Here is a 22212-nt window from a genome sequence, read left to right on the forward strand (position 1 = left end):
GTCATGATTCTGCTTCTATCTTACACTGAAAGAGAGCTCTCTACGAGAGCTCTCTTTCAGTGTATACTCATTCAATTTGCATTAGCTGAGCTTGAATCCGTTAAGAACGGCATGCAGATCATCTGCCAGCTTCGTCAGCTCGATCGAAGCAGATGAAATCTCCTCCATCGTAGCCAGCTGCTCCTCTGTTGCTGCCGAATTGTTCTGACAAGATGCAGCTACTTCATTGCTCGCTGAAGCGATCGTCTCTGCCATCCGAACAATGATGCGGCTCGATTCCGCAAGCTCACCCGTCGTCTGGGACGTGTTCTGTACACGCGTAGAAACGGCTTCAATGCTAGTCTCGATCGATTGGAACAATCGGTCAACCTGTGTTGTTTTCACAAGACCACTGCTCGCCTTCTTCGATACATTGTTCATACTCACAACAGCTTGATTCACGCGGCTTAATATCTCTTGAATGAGCTCAGTAATTTGCTGTGCCGAAACCTTTGATTGCTCTGCCAGTTTCCGGATTTCAAGCGCGACAACCGCAAATCCTCTTCCATGTTCCCCGGCACGCGAAGCTTCAATCGATGCATTAAGCGCGAGCAGGTTCGTTCGGTTAGCTACCTCAGAGATCATGCTGGTTATTCCGCCAATCTCTTGGGACTGCTTCTCGAGAGATAGAATAACACCGGAAGCATCCTGTACATGCTCATGGATCTCTTCCATCTCATGAAGCACTTCTTTAATCGAATAAGTCCCCTGCGTGGAAGATTCGGAAGCTGCGGATGCAAGCTTGGCCACTTCCTCATTGGCTTCCGACACCTGGCTTATCCCTTCGGACATTTGTGAGATTGCGTCGATAGCAGATGCCAGCTGCTCCTGCTCTTGCTCCGCACGAATGGCAATAAACTGCGTAGCCTCTACAATATTCTCCGTTGCCCTTGTTGTCTGTTCCGCACTCTCACTAAGCTGAACGGACGAGAACGATACTTGCTTTGCCGTACCCATCGCCCTGGAAAGAATCGTTCTTAAATTTGCAATCATAAGGTTGAAGGATGTCGCCAGCTCCGCCAGCTCTCCCTGTGTACGAATCTCAAGATCACGGCTTAAATCGCCTCGACCATCGGCAATTTCACGGAGCTGTTTATTGATCACTTTAAGTGGTCTTGTAATGGAGCGAGTGAGAAGCAACCCAAGTATAATTGCGGCGAGCAGCGCTGCTGCGAATAGACTCAACATCCATAGATTTTGTGTTTTCGCTTCTTGATCACGGTCAACGACATCGCCAGCCATCTCTACATCGACACTCGCAAGTAGCGCTTCATTGAGCTTCTCGACCTCTTTGCGCGTCGTCCGCTCATCACCGAAATGAAGCGCCAACGCTTCCTTACTTTTGCCCGCATTCATTAGCTCCAATGTTTGCTTACTAGAGGTATAGAATTTCTCATACGTCACCTTGATTTGCTCGATCGCTTGTTTATTTTCATCATCCAAAGTCGGATTGGCCAAAATCGCAGCAAGCAAATCTTCAATCACTTTGTCCTTATCCGCGATTTGGCTTTCAAACTGCTTGTCCTTGGACAATAAATAAGCACGCTCATCATTGGACATACCGGTAATCGTATTTTGCAATGATTTTAGCTGATACCGAACATCCCCATCCTGCAGCATCTCGGTATAAGCCGCTTTCGTGTGAGTCATATGCGTATAAGCAAGTAACCCCAGTGCGACCATTAGAACAATAACAAGTGCAAAAGCCCCTAGCAATTTCGTGCGAATATTCATTCCAAATACCCCCTATTGTTGACTGTTTAGTGTTGTACTTCTTCAGGAATGGAATCAATGGTTTGGCGTAATATGCGTTGAACCTCCAACAGTTGGGTTTTGCAGTTTGCTGCGTCCTCGATCAACACCTCCTCAAATAGCGCTGCAGCTTGCGCAAGCTCGTCCGCCAATAAATTCCGGGCTACGCCAATTAACGTATGCACATCCCTTTTTACTTTCGTAACGTTTCCTTCTTCCAAATCAACTAGGACATGTCCTGAAAAATGCTCGTATTCTTTCTTAAACAACTTCAGCACATGGTCCATGATGGCTGTGTTACCATCTAACCGTTCCCGTAATTTATCAAGAGGAATCCCTGCAGGAGCAGCCTTCATCGGCAGCCATTTCTGGATCACTGTCAGCAGTTGATTACTGTCAAGCGGCTTGAGAATGACTTCATTCATACCGGCAGCAAGGTACGTATCATGGTCTTCTTTGAGCACATTAGCCGTTAGTGCAACGATTGGAAGCTGTTGATGTGCCTCATTACAGCGAATTTGCATTGTCGTCTCCACACCATCCATTTCCGGCATGAAAATATCCATCAGAACCAGATCGACCTTGGTCATCTCTAGCAGCTCGAGCGCTTCTTGACCGGAACTCGCCACCGTTACTTGAAAACCATGCATAATTAGTGTTTCACGCGCGACCTGTTGATTAATGAAATTGTCTTCGACAAGCAGTAGATGGATCGACTTGCTCTTTACGATGAACGACTCACTTTGATCGGATCGATGCTTCAGCGACGGGTATAGGAGCGAGTTAAAGGTACGGAACAGCTCCTTGCGGCTTATCGGCTTAATGAGCATGTCATCGGGATAATCGTCCTTCATCATGGACAGCAGTTCTTCTCTGGCATAGGCTGTCGATAACGTAATAATATGTATGTTCCGCTTTCTGGCGATGCGAATGAGCTCTTCCCACGAGAAATGTCCGTACATATCGTCAATTTCCATATCCAGAACGATACATGAAACCGGTCCGAGCACCTCGTTTTTCTCATTCAACTTCTTGAACATGCTGTTCCAATTGTTCGCTGTACTCACTAGACAAGAGAAGGACTTCAGCATCTGACTCAAGCTTTCTTGGGCGACTTCATGATCCTCTACAACAAGCACATGAAGCGGTCCGCCGGTAAGCGTCAAATCCCAATTGTCCGGATTACATTTCTGCACAATCGGAAACTCCAGTGTGAACGAAAACTTACTCCCGACTCCCCACATGCTCTCCACCTGCAGCTCACCGCCCATCAGCCCGACAAGCTGATACGCAATCGACAGGCCAAGTCCTGTTCCGCTGTGCTGATTCAAATAATTGCCTTGCCAGAACGGTTCGAACAGCATGCTGATCTGCTCCTCCGACAGACCGATTCCGGTATCTTCGACAAGGAAATGCAGCGATAACGAACTGTCTGTCTGGTTCACAAGCTCCACTTGAATGCGAACATACCCGAGCTCGGTAAATTTGATGGCATTGCTGCACAAATTCAGAAGCGTCTGTTTCATCCGGAGTGGATCGCCAAGCACAAGATCCGGGAGCTCTGCAGGTGTGTCCAAAATAATTTCAATTTGCTTTTTATCCATTAACACACTAAGCGTATTCGTTATCTCGCAGAGCATATCATCCAAATTAAACGAAATTTGCTCCAGCATCATCTTGTTAGCTTCGAGCTTGGAAAGGTCCAAAATATCGTTTATCAATCCGAGCAGCAAATGTGATGAAGTAATGATTTTGTCCGTGTAATCCTTCTGAACAAAAGACAATTCCGTATTAAGCAGCAACCGTGACAGGCCGATGATCCCATTGAGCGGTGTACGGATTTCATGGCTCACCTTGGCCATAATTTGGCTCTTAGCCTTGTTGGCTTGATCGGCTTCTTGTCTTCGCTTTAGCGCAGACAGGTCATGCAGTGTTGCAGTTAGGCCGATAATTGCAAGATCAGACCCTAGAATCGGTGAGAGCGTAACATAATAATCGACCGATTGGCCTGCCTTCACTTTTATTTTCGCCTCAAATACTTCTACCTGTAAGGTGGAAAGCGCACTTGCAAACTTGTCATCCCACCTTACCCAATCCTCGATGTCTAGCACTTCATGCAGATTGCTAAGATGCGGCAATTCATGGCAATCAAACACGCTTAACCCTTTCGCATTAATGGAAATTATTTCTCCTCTGGGTGTTAAACTTATGATGCAATCCTGCGAGCTTTCTACAATAACCTTGTAGCGCTCCTCACTCTCCTTGATCTGACCTTGCGCTGATTTCAGCTCAGTAATATCAGTTACCGAACCGATTACACTTGTAACAGCGCCACTGGTATAGACGGGGCACAGCCTAGTCATGAAAATACCGTCTTCAATGCTCAATTCATAGCTTTGCATGTTTCCATTCCAGGCATCTACGTAACGCTCTGCAAGGAACCGATTTGTTTCTTTGGAGAGTGCAGTTACTTCCTCAATCGATTTGCCCAAGAAATCAGCAGGCTTTAAAGCGATGTGCGGCAGCAGCTGCCCCCCCATGACGGAGAATATAAAGCTATTGTTTTGACGAATCAATTTAAAGGAGAAGCCGGGCTGATTGGTCAGCATTTCGGATAAATCAGTTTTGACAGATTGAAGCTCCGCTTTCCACGCATCCGTACGCAGCAGATACTGCAGGTATGCCGCAACAAGCAAACCTCCAATCAGGACATAAGTAGGCCAAAGAAGCAGGTTCAATTCTGTCGACAAGGGATCGAACAGCAAATCATAAATGAGAATACATAATGAGGGAGATAGAATTAGTAGACACCATCGTGTCCAGTAACGAGCAACATATCGGAGCAGTGCAATGCTGCATAGTAGAATAACGAATCCAATACTTGCCATGTAGTAGAAGGGAGAGGCTGCAACTTCAGTTGCTCGATAAAGGGTTAATGAGACATAAGTGAGGATAGCTGCAAAGGGACCTCCAAGTTCAGCTGATATGAAGATGGCAACCGTCCTCAGATCGACTGTTATCCCATTTCCGATGTCGTAGCCAAACTGACCTAATAGAATGCCAGCCAAACCGTTAGAGATTCCCATGACAATGACCAGTCGCATACGAGAGCCTGACTTTAATTTTGCATATACCCTCGTAATGAGGAAAACACATAGTCCTAACAAGGTAAAATTAAACAGTAAATCCTGATACATGAAATTCCCTCCTCTTTTTCGACGCGAAAGGAGATAGACTGACACGATTCGACAATATATAATGATACATACAACGATACTTAACCTGTCCGAAAAATACAAGACTATGTTTATTTGCAAGGGGATGTTATTGTTTGACGAATTTGTTGATTGTTGAAGACGACATCATTTTCGGCGATATGCTTACTCTTTATTTAAGAGAAGAAGGCTATAACGTGACGCGGATGCCAACTGCCGCAAGTGGAATTGCCTCCCTACAAGCTGAGCCGCCGGATCTAATTGTGCTTGATCTGATATTGCCAGACACCCAGGATGCCAATCCCTGTGTTCTGTTTAGACAATTTACGACAGTCCCCATCATCGTTATTTCCAGCGAGACGAAAGTTTCCATGAAGATACATTCGTTGACCGAAGGGGCCGATGACTTCTTATGCAAACCATTCAGCTTGCAGGAGTTGAAAGCCCGCATTGAAACGGTACTTCGCCGATCCTCGCCTAAGCCGGTTGAAGCGGACAATGAACGTATGTACAGCGATGCCTCCAAACGAATCAACCTGGATATGGACAGCCGGCATATTCTCATCCATGGCGATATGATTGAGACCACCTTCTCCGAATTTGAAATTATGCGACTCATGTTCCACTCTCCGGGGAAAGTCTTCAGCAGAGAGGCCCTCGTGAATAGCTTGCGAGGATACGATTCCTTCATTAATGAACGCTCCATTGATTTCCATGTGACGAATCTGCGTAAGAAGATCGAAGAGAATCCGAAGCAGCCTGAAATCATTAAGACCGTCTGGGGCGTTGGCTATAAACTAGTGATGTAACGGCTGTTGCCGTCCTGAAAACAAAGAATCCAGCAACGTACCCGTTACTGGATTCTTCTTTATTGAACCTTATTCAGATTTCATTGCTATACAAGTTGTTTCGAAGCGAGCAGCTCTGTTACTGCTCCTGCTTCCATCGGATGCCCAAACAAGTAGCCTTGCATGGTCATGCAGCCATATTGGAGCAGCAGCTTACACTCCTCTTCCCTTTCGACCCCTTCAGCTATAACCTGCAGCTTCAAGTTCTCCGCCATTGTAATAATCGTATTTACGATGGAGGCATTCACGTTATGCAGGTCCATTCCCTTAACGAAGGATTGATCCACTTTTAGTTTATCAATCGGCAATTCACTAAGATAGCTAAGTGAGCTGTAGCCTGTTCCGAAATCGTCGATCGCGATAGAAACACCTAGTTTCTTCAAGTTTCGCAAGAGCGTTAAAGCATGATGCTTATTCATCGTCATGCTCTCTGTGATCTCGATCACTAAATACTCCGCTTCCAGACCGGTCTCATTTAATATATTTTCAATTCGTTCGATAATTTTGCCGTCATTAAACTGCTGTGTCGATAGATTGACTGCTATCGGAATTCTCGGCAAACCTTCTTCTTGCCAACGCTTGTTTTGCCGACAGGCTTCCAGCAGCACCCATTCCCCGATGGAATGAATCAATCCGGTTTCTTCTGCAATCGGGATGAATTCGGCAGGCGATACGCGGCCAAGCTCCGGACTTTGCCAGCGGATTAGACATTCAAGCCCCGTAATAACGCGTTCTCTTCCATTAAGGATCGGTTGATAGTGTAACAGAAACTCCTTACGTTCAATTGCTTTGCGAAGCCGGTTCTCAATATCCATTTTACGATGGATTTGTTCATGGAAACGCGGCTCATAGAATTGAAGACGGTTGCCGCCATCGCTCTTTGCAATATTCATCGCCATATGCGCATAACGAATTAGCATCTCTTTATCTCTATGATCGCCTGGGTATTGACTGATCCCAATGCTTGCCGTCATATGAATTTCTTGACCGTCGAGCATGACCGGCGTACCAATCGTATCCAATAAATTCTGAGCTTTCTGGTACGTTATTTCCGCGGAGGCATCGCCTATAACGCAAATAAATTCGTCGGTACCCGCCCGAATGATCATCGTTTTATCATCTGTAATCCGCTTCAGCCGTCTTGAAAACAGTTGAAGTAAAGAATCGCTCTTCTGATGACCGATCGAATCATTAATCAATTTAAAATGATCAAAATTAAAGTACATCACGGCGAAGCGATCATACATCGTATTGACGCGGTCCATTTCATCATGAAGCTGATTCCGGTTGGGAAGCCCTGTTAACTGATCATGATTAAGCAGAAAGTGAACCTTCTCCTCCATTCGCTTCTGATCTGTCACTTCGAAGCAAACGCCGATAAGCTCCTTCACAACCCCATTTACGCGCAAGGGCCGCAACACGAGCAGGAAACAAGCTTTCTTCCATTCCATCTCAAAGCTAATGCACCGATCTCCCTCCCATGCCCGCTGAAACTGCTCATTCAGTTTCGCAGCATTCTCAGGCTGGAACACACGATCAATCGGTTGTCCGATAAAGCTTTGACTGGATTTTCCAAAGCGGTATAACAGCTCGCCCTTGAAGTCCATGAACGTAAATTCTCCATCAACCTTGATCACCGAGGCATAAATACCATTCAACAGTCTCATCGTACGGTTCAATTCTTCATGAATCGTATTCTCACCCACAAGACAGCCTGTCATAAACTCCAGCAGCAGCTTGAATTCCCGATTCGTTAATTCATCCTGCTCAAGCTTCTTCCAGAAAGGTTTCGATTCAATCGCCGCATGGCAACGAAGCAGAAATTCTTCTTCTACCTGCTCATTGTGTGGAAATTGAAACAGCGTATCTTTATGAAAAAAATCTGCGGCACCTTTCGATAGTGCCGCAATCGCAGGTGAAGACCCTTCATCTGTGTAACTGCTAAGCATGATTACAGGGATCGGATAATGGATCATTAATTGGCTCAATGTGGTGAGCCCATCCAGCACAGGCATTTCAATATCCATCGTTACAAGATCAGGCTGAAGCTCGACCAATTGGTCGAGCGCCTCTTGTCCATTTGCTGCTGTTCCCATGACCCATAGTTTCGGGTCTTTCTCGATTAGCGTAACTATCATTCGCCGCATCACGGCAGAATCATCAACGACCAATACGCCGTATTTCTCTGGTCGTTCCATTAGGCCTAATAATTTATGCATGGATTAGATCCCAACCCCTCGATCGCAGCATTCTATCGAGTTTCAAGATGATAACCAGTTGGTCTTCGGTTTTACAAATACCGCCAATATATTGTTCCGATATCATCGCGAAATCTTTAGGTGCCGATTCTATCTGATTTTGACGAACATGCATCACTTCTTTTACGCGATCAACCAGTATCCCGACGTCTCGACCATCCTCGTTCAATATGATGATACGAGAATGCTGATCGGGTTCAGTCGAATACATGCCTAGGCAAGTTTTGATGTCGATAACCGGAAGCAGTTCTCCGCGCAAATTCATCAGGCCGAGCACCTCGGAAGGAGCATTAGCCATTCTAAGTATCGATGGAACCTTGATGATCTCTTTCGCACGATTAATATCGAGTGCGTAGTGCTCTTTATCCAAATCAAAGGTGACCAGTTTAACCTTGCGGCTGGATGCTTGCTGCTCGCTGTTATCAACCTTTCTGATCGTGGCGCCGGAATCACGAATGACTGCATTTACGTCGAGAATTAAAGCGATTCTGCCATCGCCGAGAATAGTTGCCCCCGAAACATAGGCGACTTGTCCCAAATAAGAACCTAGCGATTTCATGACGATTTCTTGATTTGCGACCAGCTTATCTACATACAGACAAACTCTCTTCTCAGCAAGACCGATCATAACCGCATAACCTTTGGCATTGCTCTCATTCTCAGATGTGCCTAAGCGACGATGCATGCGTACGAGCGGCAATATTTCACCACGAACGACACAGACTTCCTCACCATTTACGATCTGCACATCATTTGGTGTTAAACGGAAGGTTTCCACGACATTGGTAAGCGGAATTGCCAGTGTATGCTTGCCCATCTGAACAAGCAATGAACGGGAAATCGCTAATGTAAGCGGAAGCTTGATTGTAAATACGGTACCTTCACCTGGTGTTGTCTCAATATTGATAATTCCGTTCAGCTTCTCAATATGAGAACGTACGATATCCATGCCGACGCCTCGTCCTGAGAGTTCTGTCACTTGCTCCGCAGTCGACATGCCCGAGCGGAAAATCAAACTAATGATTTCTTTATCCGACATCCGTGCTGCTTCATCATCGGAAATAAATCCTTTCTGAATCGCTTTCTGCTTGATCCGATTCAGGTCAATTCCCCGCCCATCATCTGCGAGTGTGATAACGATGGCATTCTCTTGATGACTGGCTCGCAGCAGGAGGTTTCCTTTGCGGTTCTTGCCAAGCTTCTCGCGAGCCTCAGGCGTTTCCAAGCCATGGTCAATTGCATTCCGGATAATGTGAATGAGCGGATCGCCGATTTCTTCAATTAACGTACGATCCAGTTCTGTTTCTTTTCCTTCCAGAACAAACGATACTTCCTTGCCCGATTGATCGGCTACGTCACGCACCAACCGAGGGAACCGGTTAAACAAATGTTCAATCGGCATCATTCTCGTCTTCATCGTACCCTCTTGCAGCTCAGCGATAACTCGGCCCAGATGATCCGTAATCTCGCCTAACAGCACCGTTTCAGGCTCCTGCTTGAAGCGTTCCTCAAACCGTCTGCGCACTTCCCTGATCCGAGTGTTATCGATAATCAACTCGCCAACCAAGTTAAGCAGATGCTCCAACCGGTTGACATCCACACGAACCGTATGCTGAATTTGCACTTTGGTATCCGATTGTACAGCTCCAGCAGCAGACTGATCACCAGTGAACGGTACGCTAGGTGAAGCAGATTGCTCGACACTAAGGATTGGCTGATTTACGATCTTCGTCGGGCTTGCGGCTTGTGCACCTTCAACCATGAGCGATTTCACGCTAAATTCAGAGATTTGCGATGCTTCTTCTACTTTACGAATAATGTCCGATTCAGAGGATAACGTCGCGAGCAAGAAATAGATCGGTTCCGTTCGCAGCAGCTCTTCTTGCTCCCACATGCCAATCGGCGGGGTGGTCCCGATCACTTCGCCCAGTTCCCCTAGGTTTCGCAAGATGACCATTGCTTTCACGGTTGGCATGTCTACATGTTCAGCCAAAGTAATACTAACCTCGTAGGAAGGAATGCCTTCATTCAGCTTCTCGTTACGAAGTGCGATTTCCGACTCGCTCCATCCTTGAAAGAGCAGCGTCTTTGCTTCGACCGCTTGATTACCCGAATTGTCCCCGGAAGCGGCATGAACGGTTTCAGGTTGGTCGTTCATAATGCCATCGAGCAGCTCGACCAGCGTTTCGATGGGTTCATCGTTGAAATCGCCCTTGCGCAGCGTTTCTTTCTTGGCTTTCAAATAATCGATGCATTTGAACAAGACGTTGATTAGCGACTTGCTGACTAGAAGGCGATTCTGGCGAAGCAATTCGAATACACTTTCAACCTTATGCGTTACTTCTTTCATGGAGTGGAAGCCCATCGCGGCGGACGAACCTTTCAACGTATGAGCTGCACGGAAGATCGTTTGTATCGTCTCAGGCGAATTGCCGCCATTCTCAAGCTCAAGAATCGACTCATCCAGCACCTGCAGCTGTTCTTCCAATTCATCTAGGAATACGCCTAGATAGGTCATTGCGAAAGATTCACTCATGCAAGTCCACCTCCAGTATTCAGAATGGCCGGCAAGTGAAGGATGCTGACCAATTGATCATTGATTTTCCCGATCCCTGACAAATAGCCGGCGTTCGCCCCGCCGATACCGTCCGGAGTAGGCAATATTTCCGCGAAGAAAGCTACTTGCTCTACACGGTCAACATAAAGTCCAACCGGTTCTCCATCCGGTGTTTGCACGATAACGATTCTCGAAGCAGCTGAAGGAGCACTCTCCATCATACGGAATTTGGAACGCAGCCCTATAACGGGTACAATCGTTCCTCGCAGGTTAATGACACCTCTGACATGCGCCCTCGCAGCCGGAATCTCAGTAACTGGCATATCCTTAATGATTTCTTGAATAGCTGTGATCGGAAGTGCAAACTTCTCTTCATTCAACCCTACTACGATATAATTCGACACCGTCTGGACCTCCTACTGGTTAAAATGGGATGTTTATGGAATGTATCTCTCAGGCTCTCTCATGTGAGCAACGTCAACGGTTAATATGGCACAATCAAATATGTTCATAATCTCGCTTCTGGCACGATGCACAAAACCCAATATGGAATGTTCCATCTTACTTGTACATAACGCAGCGTTTACCCATATCTTCTGATTCATGATGACGATCGACATTTCATTGTGTGTCGGATAGCGGTACACTTCATCAAACACATTCGTTTCGGCGTACATATCAGGCAGTGCAACCGAGAACATAACAATCGGCGGCTCATCCCCCATATCCGTTATGCGAAACTGCTCATGAATCGGGTAATTTTCTTTGGTCCATCTGAACCCATGTGTATAGTCTTCATCGACTTGCCAAACAGGCTCGAATCGACTCGTAGCTTCATCAAACAGGTCTTTATAGAAATCTAGCAGTTTCATAGCTGTTCACCTATACGCATGCTCTTTTGTGTCAAGATTGCGTACCTCCTTCGATTTACCACTACATTGATTATAAAACCTAAATATTTGGTAAGTTCTTAATCGTCGTTTGAATTGTGTGATATTGCGATGATTTTATTTGGAAAGTGTTAGTATGATCAGACGCGAATATGAATTCCTTAAGTCCATACCAAAAAGCCCGAGCCTCATATGCGAGGTTCGGGCTTCGTTAATAGAAAGTTGTTACAACATAATAAGTCTACCGTTGAAAGCCAAGGTACCGGGTACCTTGAAAAGTCAGCTTTCCGTAGTCCCCTTCGGCCAGCAAGCCGGATTCTTGACCGCTCACTTCAAATTCCATGCGATCGCCGCTCTCAACTTGGAATGTGATATAGTAGTCTGTACTCGTGCTGGCCGAATGGTTATGAATGCCATCATTGTCGTGATGATGCATTGTACTGCTTCTCACATTCGTCCGCTTATTGACGATGTTCGCCTGAACTGTCAAAATCGGCTGCTTGTTATTACGCTGCGATTGACGAATCGAAGCAATGATGCCATAGATGATCAAACCAAACACAAGTAGAAACATCACCGGAAAAATAATGCTCATGATGCTGAACATGCGGTCGCCAGCAGTGAAAGGATCCATGGAACCCATTCGATCACCTCACCCTTATTGTAAGAATATACCTCTATTATGAGTGATTGCCGCAGAAGATTACGACTTCATCGTAGGACAAGCTGCCGCCAAAAATATCGAGCGCACTGCCGATTGTAATATCAAGCTTACCCGATGTAAGCGAACGGAACAGCTCCAAATCCTCAAACGATCTGGCACCTCCGGCATATGTCGTTGGAATCGTCACCCAGCTAGCAAGCTGCTGCGCCAGATCTGCCAAAATACCAGTTCGTTTTCCTTCGACATCTACCGCATGAACCAAATACTCATCGCAATACTGAGCCAGCTCGCGAAGATGCGCTTCATTGACGCGGAACTCGCTGAACGTTTTCCACTGATTGGTTACTACAAACCATTCATCGTCCCGCTTCTTACAGCTTAAGTCGATCACGAGCCGTTCTTTGCCCACTTCAGAGACGATCCGCTGCAAATGATTCATATCGAGTTTGCCGTCTCGGAATATATACGAGGTTACGATGACGTGAGTAGCTCCTGCTTCTAAGTATTGCGCTGCATTCTCAGCGTGAATTCCGCCGCCAATCTGCAGTCCACCCGGATAAGCGCGCAATGCGGATAAAGCCGCTTCTTCGTTGCCGCCGCCCAGCATAATAACATGCCCACCGGTCAGCTGATCTCTCCTAAACATCGCTGCATAATAGTCCGAATCATGCTCGGATACAAAGTTCTCGACAACCTGCTTATTGCTCGCTCCCAGCGTTTCTCCAACAATCTGTTTTACTTTTCCATGATGCAAATCAATACAAGGTCTGAATTTCACGGATGTCCTCTTCCTCTCTACTACTCGTTCGGTACTGGCAATAAGGCATTCAACTCCGATAAGGAATGAATGATGAAAGTCGGTCGGACCGTCTTATCAACGGATCCTCTTCCGGGATTGAAGTAACAGAAATCAATGCCTGCATTCTGTGCACCAATGTAATCATCGGTTATGGAATCACCGACGAACAATACCTGCTGCCGATTCACGCCAAGCGCTTGTATGGCCAGATCGAATATTTGCCGCTCCGGCTTTCGGCAGTCTACTTCATCCGAAATGAACAGATGGTCAAAATAATGCGAAAGACCGCCCGCCACTAGACGTCTTCGCTGTGCCTCACCAACACCGTTAGAAATGACGCCAAGCGGATAACGGCCATGCAGCGCGGCGAGCAGCTCTACCGTACCATCCATAAGATGGCAGTTGGAACAGAAGAACTCCCAATACGTCTGAGCCAGATCTACCGAAAGTGTATCGTCATGGCCCAGCTGCATGAGCGTATCGCGAAAGGAATAGGTCAGTACTTGCGAGATATGAAGCTTTCTCTCCATCCGCTCGATCCAATACGTCCAATTAATCGAAGCATACAAGGCACGGAATCTTTCCCATTCAAATCCTTCGAGTTCAGGGAGGCGATGATGCGTAATCGTGCTTTGCATCGACTCAAACTCGCTAGTGTTATAGTCCAGCAGGGTTTGGTCCAAATCGAACAATATCGCTTTATACATAGCTAGCTCACCTGCCTTCGAATGACGCTGTAGAGTCCCGCTCCGGCAAGCACTCCAACCGTATTTAACAGAATATCGTCGATATCGAAGCTGCCACGATGAAGCAGCAGCTGCAGCAGCTCAAGAATGAATAAGACTGCGATGCTCAGCAGTGTTAAACGTACGATCCGAACGCGGTATAAATACGGAATTGAAAGTCCGAACGGGACAAACACCGCCACGTTGCCTACGATATTAACCAGCCAATGGGTAGGCGTAAAACTGTCTGCGTGATCGAAATACAGTCGAATCGTACGCATTGGAACAAGATTGTATCGATAGCCGGACCACTGCGTTCCCGAGCGGCCAAATCCGATAAACATCCAATAGAGGAGCAGCAATAAATAGAGTATAGTAATAAGTCCAACCAACTTCTTCACCATAAAATCCGTCCTATTAATCGACATCGACAATTTTCCAACCGGTATTATTCACATTCGAAAGGGAATAGGCATCTACCTCTTCATCCGCCTTGAATGCATGGATGCCCATGATTCGATTCGATATGCCCGGTTTCTTATAGATCGTCTCTCCTTGATACATCAGCTTGGTATACGAGAGTTCCGGTCGTGAAAGAATGGCATCGATAAACCATTTAGTTCTCTCACGATCGACAAAATAGTCGCCCCATACTTTGGCTGACGCGTCTGGCTTTAATTGTACCGTATGTAAATACTGAAATAGAAACGCCACGACATCAGCGGGAATTTCCTTATCAATACGCGCCGCTTGCTCACCTTCCTTGGTAAGCTGTTCGGTTTGTGCAGTAAGCTGCTCCTTCTCCGCCCTTAACGCTGCAACTTTATCTTCTGACTCTTTCAGCCGGATGGCGAGCTTGCTGTTTGATTCCTGCAATTCCGTTAGCTGCTTCTGCTGTGAAACCACCTGCTGCTCCAGCTGTTCCGACTTGTCGCTGCAGCCGGCAATTGCTAGAATTACTGCGGCTGTGATCACCACCATACCTGCGATGCTTTTTCGATTGCCATGCATCATACAGCATCCCGCCTATACAAGTCATTTTCAAGTAATGAGTTATCTCAATATCTTCTGAAAAGACGCCAAGTCGAGCCAGCGGTCGAATTTGTAAGCAATTTCTTTATAGCACGCGACTTGTTCGTAGCCTAACTTCTTAAACAATGATATACTGCTGTCGTTCTCGGTGCAGATTAACGCTACCAAGGAATGGAAATTCAATTCCCTCGCAACGCCTTCGATAAACGCCATTGTTTCACCACCAATCCCCTTACCGGTAAACGCCGGTTCAAGATAGATGGTTACATCCGCCGTTACGTTAAACGCCGGGCGCTTCTTATGCTGCGTGAGCAGCGCATAACCCGCGTATTGTCCATCCAGCTTTACGATATAGGAACGATATATATCAGCCGTAGGCTCGATCAACTGCTTCATCTGTTCCGATGAATAGGGCAGCATATCAAACGAAACCGTCGTATTTTCCACGAAATGGTTGTATGTTTGGCGTACTTCTTCTAAATATTGGGCTGTATAGTTCTCAAACGCTAGTTCTCTCATGATAGTTGCACCTCGTGATTCGATTCTTATTTAGTTGCAAGGAAGGCAGGCAGACAGCTCGGATGGAGCCGTCACCTGCCCGCCTATGTTCTTTCGCGTACTATTCCCATCGCTCAATACTGTAAACCTTGAAAGACTTATTGCTCGTGTTCTCCGTGACCGTATAGATCCAATTATACTCATTAATCGAGGAGCGGCCATCCGCATAATAGATGCCTATTTTCTCGATAATATAAAACTTATATTCACCGTTGATTTTCTGGATATTCTTAATTTGATAGCGAATGAGCTTTTCTTTGATATTCTTATCGCTTAGACGTCTTACCAGGCTTTCTTGCTGCTTATAGAGGGGACCGGCCGGGTCCAGCAATCCTTCTACCAAGGAGAACCGTTTCTTGTTGATGGCCTCGACCATCGATTCCTCATAAGCGTTCATGACGCGATTGGCGCCTGTCTCTTGATAGTCGATTTGTTCCCCGGTTACCGGGCCTTGATTATCATCAGGGTCGTCTTTGGCTGTACAGGCACTAAGCAGCAGAAGAAAGCTTAGCAGCAAGCAAAGCGTCGCCATTCTGTACATCGCATGTATGCTCCCGTCTTTTAATTTCTTTCTCATCCATTCAGCGGACGGTTCGTTCGTAAATCATGATATCTTTGCCATCAGGCAGCACGGCAGGCTTTACTTGCACACAGCCATTACGCTGCCAGAAAGCATGTGCTGCCGCATTCGAAGCCAGTACGCCGAGCCGGTGGGAGGTTACACCGCGTTCACGCATAATGGAATCGAATAAATCCAGTGCAGCATTCCCGTAACCACGGCCTTGGTAAGCCCCATGAATGACAAGCAGTCCGATCCATGGGCAAGAATCATTGGGGTTGTTCATCAGAAACTCGAGAATGCCAATAACGGTTCCTTGCTCACGAATAATATATCGTTCAGCTCCGACTTGTTCTGCATCCTTCAAATCTGCAGCAATATCTTCATCTGTCAGCTGTTCTTTATCTTTGGAAATGGCATTGAAATACGGATTCGAGTTCAAAACCGCCAGCTCACTTGCTATATGTTCATGCGTTGATTTCATCAGAGATAGCATTTCTTCGTTACCTTCGCTTTTCTTGTTTTTCCGAATAAGACACGCTATCTATTTTACCATGAAACCTGCATCAACTGGAATGCCCTTAAGATGCATTCTCACCCTCACCCTCGAATGTTATCGATCTTCCCATGAAGGATTCAGCAGCACCATATGAATATGGTCCTCCCATTTGCCGTTTATTCGGAGGTAATCCCGCGCCAGCCCTTCATGCTGGAAACCAAGCCGCTCTACTACGTGGAGAGAAGCGGTATTTCGCGGCATAATATTCGCCTCGATACGGTGTAAATTCAATTCTTCCCATGCGTACGAAATCGTTTGCGCCAGCGCTTCTTTCATGTACCCTTTGCCGCGCTCTGCTATGTCCATCCGATACCCCAGGTGACAGGATTGAAAGGCCCCTCTGACGATATTATTCAGCGTGACGGTCCCAATGAGTTCCCCTTTCAGATGATCATTTTTACATAGCCAGAACTTCACGCTCTGTCCGCTTTGCATGCTTTGCATATCACTTTTGATAAGCTGTTTCTGAAACTCCGGCGTGTAATATTCGCTGGTTCTGCCCGGTTCCCACAGGATCAGTGCATTTTTATTGCGCATGACAAAATCATAGACCTTCGAAGTGTCGGACTCGTCAATGATCCGCAGCGTAAGCCGTTTCGTCCGCAGTGTTACATGTAAGTTGTTCATAGGTCCATCATCCTTCTAGATGCATTGATCGCTTGTAAGTCAGCTTCTGAGTCATGAAGAAAAAACCTGATAGAGCGAATATACCCCGAAAGCCAGTAATACGGATGCCGAGATTTGATTGATTACTAGCATGGCCCTTGCATTCAGTGTTTGTCTAATAGCACCGATGACAACACATAAGAACAACCACCAAAGCATAGAGCCTGCAAACACGCCGAGGACAAGTGTTACTGAATCCGCAGTTGAAGACTGCATGATATTGAGCCCGGCAAAAATACCAAGAAACGATAATATCGTCATTGGATTCGTAATGGTAAGTAAGAAAGTCGTGATGTAAGCCGCCGCAGCATTGCGGCTCATTTGCGGTTCCACATTGGCATCCGCCTTACTGGAGCGGAACGATTGGAAGCCCAAATAACAGAGGAATAACCCGCCGATCAATCGAATCCACATCTGCTGTGCTATTAACCCGCTTGTTATCATATCGAATCCGAAAGCAGCGATCAGCCCATAAATGCCATCGGCGGTCGCTGCACCTAAACCTGCTACCGCACCACATAGACGTCCTTGATTAATCGTTCTCTTCATACACAAAATGCCGATCGGTCCAACCGGTGCCGCTATAGATAATCCAATAATAATTCCCTTTACTACCATGCTCATTTGGTATGACCCCTATATTTTCTTTCTCTAGATGTAGATAAGTAAAGCTATTCTTATTGTAACCGAAAATCATACCGCTGAGCATCTGCTTCCAAATTGCCTCATTCCACAACGACTAGCTTCGGCCACAACGTGCGCCAAGCTTTCTTTCGAATACGCTCCAAATAATACGCTCGATCTTCAAAATAAGGACTCTGCCTCACCTGCATCTTGAATAAATCGGATAAACCATGCGGACAGCACAGCTCCAATTGATCGTCATCATTCAGCCTTGCTCCGATTGAAGTGACCGTTTCCGGCCATCGTAGAAGTGCATCCTCTGTTGAGAGATAAGGTGCGCTGCCATTGCGAATATGCATTCTGGCTTGGTTTTTGACCGACCATTTCGCATGACCGGTACAGCTCACCAATTGGCGCTCTAATTCGCGATCTTTCTCTTCATCAAGATGTTCTGGGTCGAAGTAAACAACATCAATGTCATCATGAGTCGCCCGGTAAGAATAGCCATGCAGATGATCCCAAACCAGATTACGAATGTAACCTGCTGCGATATAACATTGGGGAAGCTGCAAGCTCGAAACGAGCTGAATATCTTGCATGAAGGATTCGTTACCCCGCAAAATCAGCTTCAATTGTTCTGCGAGTACAGTTTCACTTTTCATCTTCTGAGAGTTCCACCCCTATAGGAGTCATATAGCCGTCCATACTAGTACTGTTCTTGTTCGCGCGATATTGTACAAGCTTTTCCTCTCCTTGGTTGACAGCCCATTTGAGAAGTAAATCACGTTCACCTTCATACGAATAATATGGAATGCTGAAGCCGCAAGACGTTTTCACAATATCAATGTCAGCCACGATAATTTGCCTATAGCCCGGATACAACTCGAACGGCGCTGATGTCTCCGCCCACTCTGGGGAGCTTGGAAGAACGACACGTCCCGTGCCATACAGACGCAGAATGAGCGGTTTTCCTTCAAAGGCTACGAACATAAACGTGATTCGGCCGGTTGCCGTTAGATGGGCACTCGTCTCGTTCCCGCTTCCGGTTAAATCCAGGTAGGCCACTTGATTTGGCGACAATATGCGAAAGGCATCATGGCCTTTAGGCGATAAATTCACATGTCCCTCGGCGGCCGCTGTGCCGACAAAGAACATTTTCTGATTTGCAATGAACTCGGCATGCTCCGGAAGAATGGATGTATAAGCTGTCCCCATATGATCACCTCTATAAATATTGTTAGAGCTCCTTCACAAAAAACAGTTCGCCAACGCCGCCATCATTGATGCCGCTTAGAATGCCGCATTCCGTAAAGCCCATTTTGCGATGCCACATTTGAGGTGCGGATTCATCGGCCTGAGAGGAGCTGTATAGCTTAGCTGCTCCCTGCTGCTTGAGGTGGGCTTGAACAAACTGGAGCATTTGCTTGCCGATTCCGCTGCCGCGCAGCTCTTCTTTCACTTTAATTAATCCGATATACGGAAATTGCGACCATAAATGCTCCAGCCTTATGTAACCGACACTTCCATTTGGCTGTTCTGCAATAATAATATCCTCATGATCGAGTTTCCATGCCAGAACAGGCTTAGGCGTATGGCGATCCCAGCTCTCAGCAGCCTCCAAATCACCAAGGGTACCGAATCTGATCGTAATCATCTTTAACTACCTCTTTCCTGGATCTAGAGCGTCTAAGAAACGACGTATTGCCTCGTAACAGCCTTCCTTCTCAGTGCCCATAAGGTCATGACCCGAGCGATGAAATTCCTCGACTTTGATCGATCGGAACTTGTCTCTGTACCGTTGCAAATCCGTATCGTTAATTAGCGATCCTTCTAGTTTTCCTCGCAAGATGAGTGCCGGCAATGCAGATGGAGTGTCGAGAGCAACAAGCTGGGATTCCCGCTGAATGCCCCACACAGCCTCTGTTCGTATGTTCGAAGTTCGCTGGAACGGAATCAAATAATCTTCAATATATTCATCAGCCCAGCCGATTGGCATTTGACGGTGCTCCGGCGGGTAGTCACCTAATAGAAGAGAGCGGATAGGCCGTTCATTGTGATTGGCATATCCGAGAGCATACGAAACGCCTCTCGAATGTCCGAACAAATGGAATGACTGTATTCCAAGTGTACGTATCACGGCTTCAATATCACTCACATGTTCATCCAAATGATAGCCGCTCTCCGGCGTGTCGCTATACCCCCTGCCTCTGAACGAGAGGACAACACCTCGCCTTGGCAGCAGATATTCAAGTAAATCTACATATTCTTCCGCCGTTTCCGATAAACCTGGGCAAATGAGAAGAGGGTCACGATCTGGATCGGCATAGTTGATTGAATCATAATAATGAATCCGCACGCCATCGTTATCAACAAATCCGGAAATGAATCTCACACGCTTCGCCTCCTACTCAGCCTGATCTCGCTTCAGAGTCGCGAACAACACCGCATCCACGAAACGGTGCTTCTCATAGAAATAATCGCGCATCAGACCTTCTTCGCGCATACCGATTTTCATAAGCAGTCTTCGAGAGCTGTCGTTGGCCGGATCGATAAATGCTTCAACCCGGTTCAGCCCCACCTCCTTAAAGCCATAGGCCAGAACGGCCTCCAACGCTTCGGTCATGATACCTTGACGCCAATAGTCAGGATGAAGCTCATAGCCAATCTCGGCTTTATAATGCTCCTTTGCCCAATTATGATAGCCGCAGGTACCAAGGACAGCGCCTGACGCTTTCCATGTTACGGCCCATCGAATCCCTTCCGAACAATTGAATCGGTTGTTCCAGCTTTCGATAAGCGCCTCTGCCTGATGTCGATCCGTAAAGCTCTCCAGATCATAATAGACCGTAACCTCATCCAGACGAAAATAATCGTACAGCGTTCCGGCATCCTCTTCGCTTAATTGACGCAGGAGAAGTCTTGATGTTTCAAGCAATGGGAATGACTTCGAATGAATCATGCCTTTCACTCCTTGCGCTCTTCTGCGATGCGCTTGACCTGTACATTCCGATCCTCCAGGAACCGCTGCATATATCGTTTCAATACGAGTCGTTCCACAGCCCAGCCGAGTGGGCCAAGCGGAGCGGCGAAGGTTAATTTATCTTTCATGAGTGTCTTTCCATCTACAGTTTCTAACAGATGCTCATGGCGCAAATACTTGAAAGCTCCGCGCTGGGTCTCGTCCACAAAGAAATACGGAGCGCGAAATTCCGTAATCTTCGAAGTCAGCCGCTGTCTCACGAAGAAATGAGTAGCTTCGAAGGTGACCGTCTCGTTCAGTCCAATCGGACCGCTCGTTACCCCGGCGACTGCCTTCTCCTTTGTGTGCTTCCATACAGTACGGGTATGCACATCAATATCTCTGGCTAAGTCAAAACACACCTCAATAGGTGCGTTAATCAGTACTTCCGTCTCTACAGTTACCACTGCGAAGTCACCTCGTTCATTATTGCAAGGCAGCTGCTTCTGCTGCTAGCCGCCGAAGAAAGCAGCAGGGAATCTCAATTCGCCACCCTGTAAATCATGCAGTGCTCCATCGGTCAATTCTACTGCCATATACACTTCATCCGACACATCAAATTGCTTGAGTACAAGTCCGAAAGTACTTGCAGGCCGAAACCCGAACCGAGGATAATATTCCGGATGTCCAATGAGCAGCACGCCGGGGTATCCAAGCTGACGGCTGCGCGTTAATCCCTCTTCGATCAGCTTCTTACCAACACCTTGCTTCTGTAACGCTGGCAGAACCGCGATCGGTGCCAGAACAATGACTTCATGGTTCGTCTCACCGACTACAATGCTCGCTTTACTGAATAAAGCATGGCCGATAATGCCTTGCTCAGATTCGGCAACAAGAGATAAAGATTCCACAAAAGAATCCGACAGCCGAATTCGCTCCACAAGCTTCGCTTCATCTTCCCGATTACTGAAGGCTTCCACATTCACATGCCACACCGCTCCATGATCGAACGGCGTTTCCGTACGAATCGTGTTCAAATCGTTTCTTCACTCCTCATCCCTAATCGCTAAACCCGGTTCTTTCATTCCCACTAATTACCTATTTTCCTAGCATACTTGACCATTCCGCAAACGTCTATAGGCATTGTATTCCCTTCAAATGTCTCTGGTACTGCTGTCTCAAACCGAAGACATTCAACCAAAGGCAAATGCCCAATTGTGAGAGAACGAGGGCATCTGTCCAATCGCTGTACCGTATTTTTCATACAATACTGTATACCGAGTGCCAAGAAAACCAACCACAAGTTGCACCATCTGGCGCCGGAAATCACCTTTAAGGGAGGAAATTGCATGTCCGGTATGCACGGAGGCTTTACTTCTGCTGGCGTGATCCTGGTACTTTTCATACTGCTGGTCATCGTATCCCGCGGGTTTATGTACTAATCCTGTAGGAAAATAGCCACGATCTGATATGCAAAAACCGTCGAGGGACTTATCCCCCTCGACGGT

At 46.7% G+C, this 22212-nt stretch carries 25 protein-coding genes; 2 read left to right on the forward strand and 23 right to left on the reverse strand.

The features are described from left to right. Positions 1-81 precede the first annotated feature (81 nt). Together AC506A_RS09085 and AC506A_RS09090 are read right to left on the reverse strand one after the other, a co-directional pair. The gene (locus tag AC506A_RS09085) at positions 82-1773 is read right to left on the reverse strand and encodes a methyl-accepting chemotaxis protein (RefSeq protein ID WP_495460611.1); all 1692 of its coding nucleotides are present in this window, start codon (positions 1771-1773) and stop codon (positions 82-84) included. 26 nt (positions 1774-1799) lie between these two features. Then, entirely contained in the window at positions 1800-4988 is a 3189-nt protein-coding gene (locus AC506A_RS09090; protein WP_495460612.1) for a response regulator, read from the reverse strand. Positions 4989-5122: 134 nt separating this feature from the next. Between AC506A_RS09090 and AC506A_RS09095 the strand changes: the two genes are divergently transcribed. After that, the gene (locus AC506A_RS09095) at positions 5123-5815 is read left to right on the forward strand and encodes a response regulator transcription factor (RefSeq protein WP_495460613.1); all 693 of its coding nucleotides are present in this window, start codon (positions 5123-5125) and stop codon (positions 5813-5815) included. Positions 5816-5901: 86 nt separating this feature from the next. Here the strand turns inward: AC506A_RS09095 and AC506A_RS09100 are convergent, their stop codons facing one another. The 21 genes from AC506A_RS09100 to AC506A_RS09200 form a co-directional block, all read right to left on the reverse strand. Then, the gene (locus AC506A_RS09100; RefSeq protein ID WP_495460614.1) at positions 5902-8073 is read right to left on the reverse strand and encodes an EAL domain-containing protein; all 2172 of its coding nucleotides are present in this window, start codon (positions 8071-8073) and stop codon (positions 5902-5904) included. Further along, entirely contained in the window at positions 8066-10648 is a 2583-nt protein-coding gene (locus AC506A_RS09105; protein ID WP_495460615.1) for a chemotaxis protein CheW, read from the reverse strand. Before AC506A_RS09105 ends, AC506A_RS09100 begins: the two co-directional genes overlap by 8 nt. Then, positions 10645-11073, reverse strand: a complete 429-nt coding sequence (locus AC506A_RS09110; RefSeq protein WP_495460616.1) for a chemotaxis protein CheW — start codon at positions 11071-11073, stop codon at positions 10645-10647. The genes AC506A_RS09105 and AC506A_RS09110 overlap by 4 nt, the downstream gene beginning before the upstream one ends. 33 nt (positions 11074-11106) lie before the next feature. Next, complete coding sequence (locus AC506A_RS09115; protein WP_495460617.1) at positions 11107-11541, reverse strand: hypothetical protein; 435 nt, start codon at positions 11539-11541, stop codon at positions 11107-11109. Between the two features lie 259 nt (positions 11542-11800). Beyond that, positions 11801-12202 carry a DUF2500 domain-containing protein gene (locus AC506A_RS09120; RefSeq protein WP_495460618.1) on the reverse strand — a complete coding sequence of 134 codons (402 nt, stop codon included), beginning with the start codon at positions 12200-12202 and terminating at the stop codon, positions 11801-11803. A 37-nt stretch (positions 12203-12239) separates the two neighbouring features. Beyond that, positions 12240-13001 carry a phosphoribosylformimino-5-aminoimidazole carboxamide ribotide isomerase gene (gene hisA, locus AC506A_RS09125; RefSeq protein WP_495460619.1) on the reverse strand — a complete coding sequence of 254 codons (762 nt, stop codon included), beginning with the start codon at positions 12999-13001 and terminating at the stop codon, positions 12240-12242. A 20-nt stretch (positions 13002-13021) separates the two neighbouring features. Beyond that, positions 13022-13729, reverse strand: a complete 708-nt coding sequence (locus AC506A_RS09130; protein ID WP_495460620.1) for a YjjG family noncanonical pyrimidine nucleotidase — start codon at positions 13727-13729, stop codon at positions 13022-13024. 2 nt (positions 13730-13731) lie between these two features. Next, positions 13732-14175, reverse strand: a complete 444-nt coding sequence (locus tag AC506A_RS09135; protein WP_495460621.1) for a VanZ family protein — start codon at positions 14173-14175, stop codon at positions 13732-13734. Next, positions 14165-14761: a hypothetical protein gene (locus AC506A_RS09140; RefSeq protein ID WP_495460622.1), complete on the reverse strand. Its 597-nt coding sequence runs from the start codon at positions 14759-14761 to the stop codon at positions 14165-14167. The genes AC506A_RS09135 and AC506A_RS09140 overlap by 11 nt, the downstream gene beginning before the upstream one ends. 39 nt (positions 14762-14800) lie before the next feature. Further along, entirely contained in the window at positions 14801-15298 is a 498-nt protein-coding gene (locus AC506A_RS09145) for a GNAT family N-acetyltransferase (RefSeq protein WP_495460623.1), read from the reverse strand. Between the two features lie 100 nt (positions 15299-15398). Continuing rightward, entirely contained in the window at positions 15399-15878 is a 480-nt protein-coding gene (locus tag AC506A_RS09150) for a TcaA NTF2-like domain-containing protein (RefSeq protein ID WP_495460624.1), read from the reverse strand. Between the two features lie 40 nt (positions 15879-15918). After that, a complete protein-coding gene (locus tag AC506A_RS09155) occupies positions 15919-16380 on the reverse strand; it encodes a GNAT family N-acetyltransferase (protein ID WP_495460625.1) in 462 nt (153 codons plus the stop codon). A gap of 129 nt (positions 16381-16509) precedes the next feature. Next, the gene (locus tag AC506A_RS09160; protein WP_495460626.1) at positions 16510-17082 is read right to left on the reverse strand and encodes a GNAT family N-acetyltransferase; all 573 of its coding nucleotides are present in this window, start codon (positions 17080-17082) and stop codon (positions 16510-16512) included. 51 nt (positions 17083-17133) lie between these two features. Next, a complete protein-coding gene (locus tag AC506A_RS09165; protein ID WP_495460627.1) occupies positions 17134-17745 on the reverse strand; it encodes a LysE family translocator in 612 nt (203 codons plus the stop codon). 101 nt (positions 17746-17846) lie between these two features. Continuing rightward, entirely contained in the window at positions 17847-18407 is a 561-nt protein-coding gene (locus AC506A_RS09170) for a nucleotidyltransferase family protein (protein WP_495460628.1), read from the reverse strand. Next, the gene (locus tag AC506A_RS09175) at positions 18397-18960 is read right to left on the reverse strand and encodes a pyridoxamine 5'-phosphate oxidase family protein (RefSeq protein WP_495460629.1); all 564 of its coding nucleotides are present in this window, start codon (positions 18958-18960) and stop codon (positions 18397-18399) included. Before AC506A_RS09175 ends, AC506A_RS09170 begins: the two co-directional genes overlap by 11 nt. 22 nt (positions 18961-18982) lie before the next feature. Then, a complete protein-coding gene (locus AC506A_RS09180) occupies positions 18983-19399 on the reverse strand; it encodes a GNAT family N-acetyltransferase (RefSeq protein WP_495460630.1) in 417 nt (138 codons plus the stop codon). Between the two features lie 6 nt (positions 19400-19405). Then, positions 19406-20137: an alpha/beta fold hydrolase gene (locus AC506A_RS09185; RefSeq protein ID WP_495460631.1), complete on the reverse strand. Its 732-nt coding sequence runs from the start codon at positions 20135-20137 to the stop codon at positions 19406-19408. A gap of 12 nt (positions 20138-20149) precedes the next feature. Further along, positions 20150-20704: a GNAT family N-acetyltransferase gene (locus tag AC506A_RS09190; protein WP_495460632.1), complete on the reverse strand. Its 555-nt coding sequence runs from the start codon at positions 20702-20704 to the stop codon at positions 20150-20152. Between the two features lie 5 nt (positions 20705-20709). After that, positions 20710-21171, reverse strand: coding sequence for an SRPBCC family protein (locus AC506A_RS09195; RefSeq protein WP_495460633.1), 462 nt, complete (start codon positions 21169-21171; stop codon positions 20710-20712). Between the two features lie 45 nt (positions 21172-21216). Next, the gene (locus AC506A_RS09200; RefSeq protein ID WP_495460634.1) at positions 21217-21741 is read right to left on the reverse strand and encodes a GNAT family N-acetyltransferase; all 525 of its coding nucleotides are present in this window, start codon (positions 21739-21741) and stop codon (positions 21217-21219) included. A gap of 312 nt (positions 21742-22053) precedes the next feature. Here AC506A_RS09200 and AC506A_RS09205 point away from each other — a divergent pair, with 312 nt between their 5' ends. Further along, entirely contained in the window at positions 22054-22146 is a 93-nt protein-coding gene (locus tag AC506A_RS09205) for a sporulation protein YjcZ (RefSeq protein WP_090977881.1), read from the forward strand. Positions 22147-22212: the final 66 nt, after the last annotated feature.

This window comes from Paenibacillus sp. N22P23 (genome assembly GCF_059383735.1).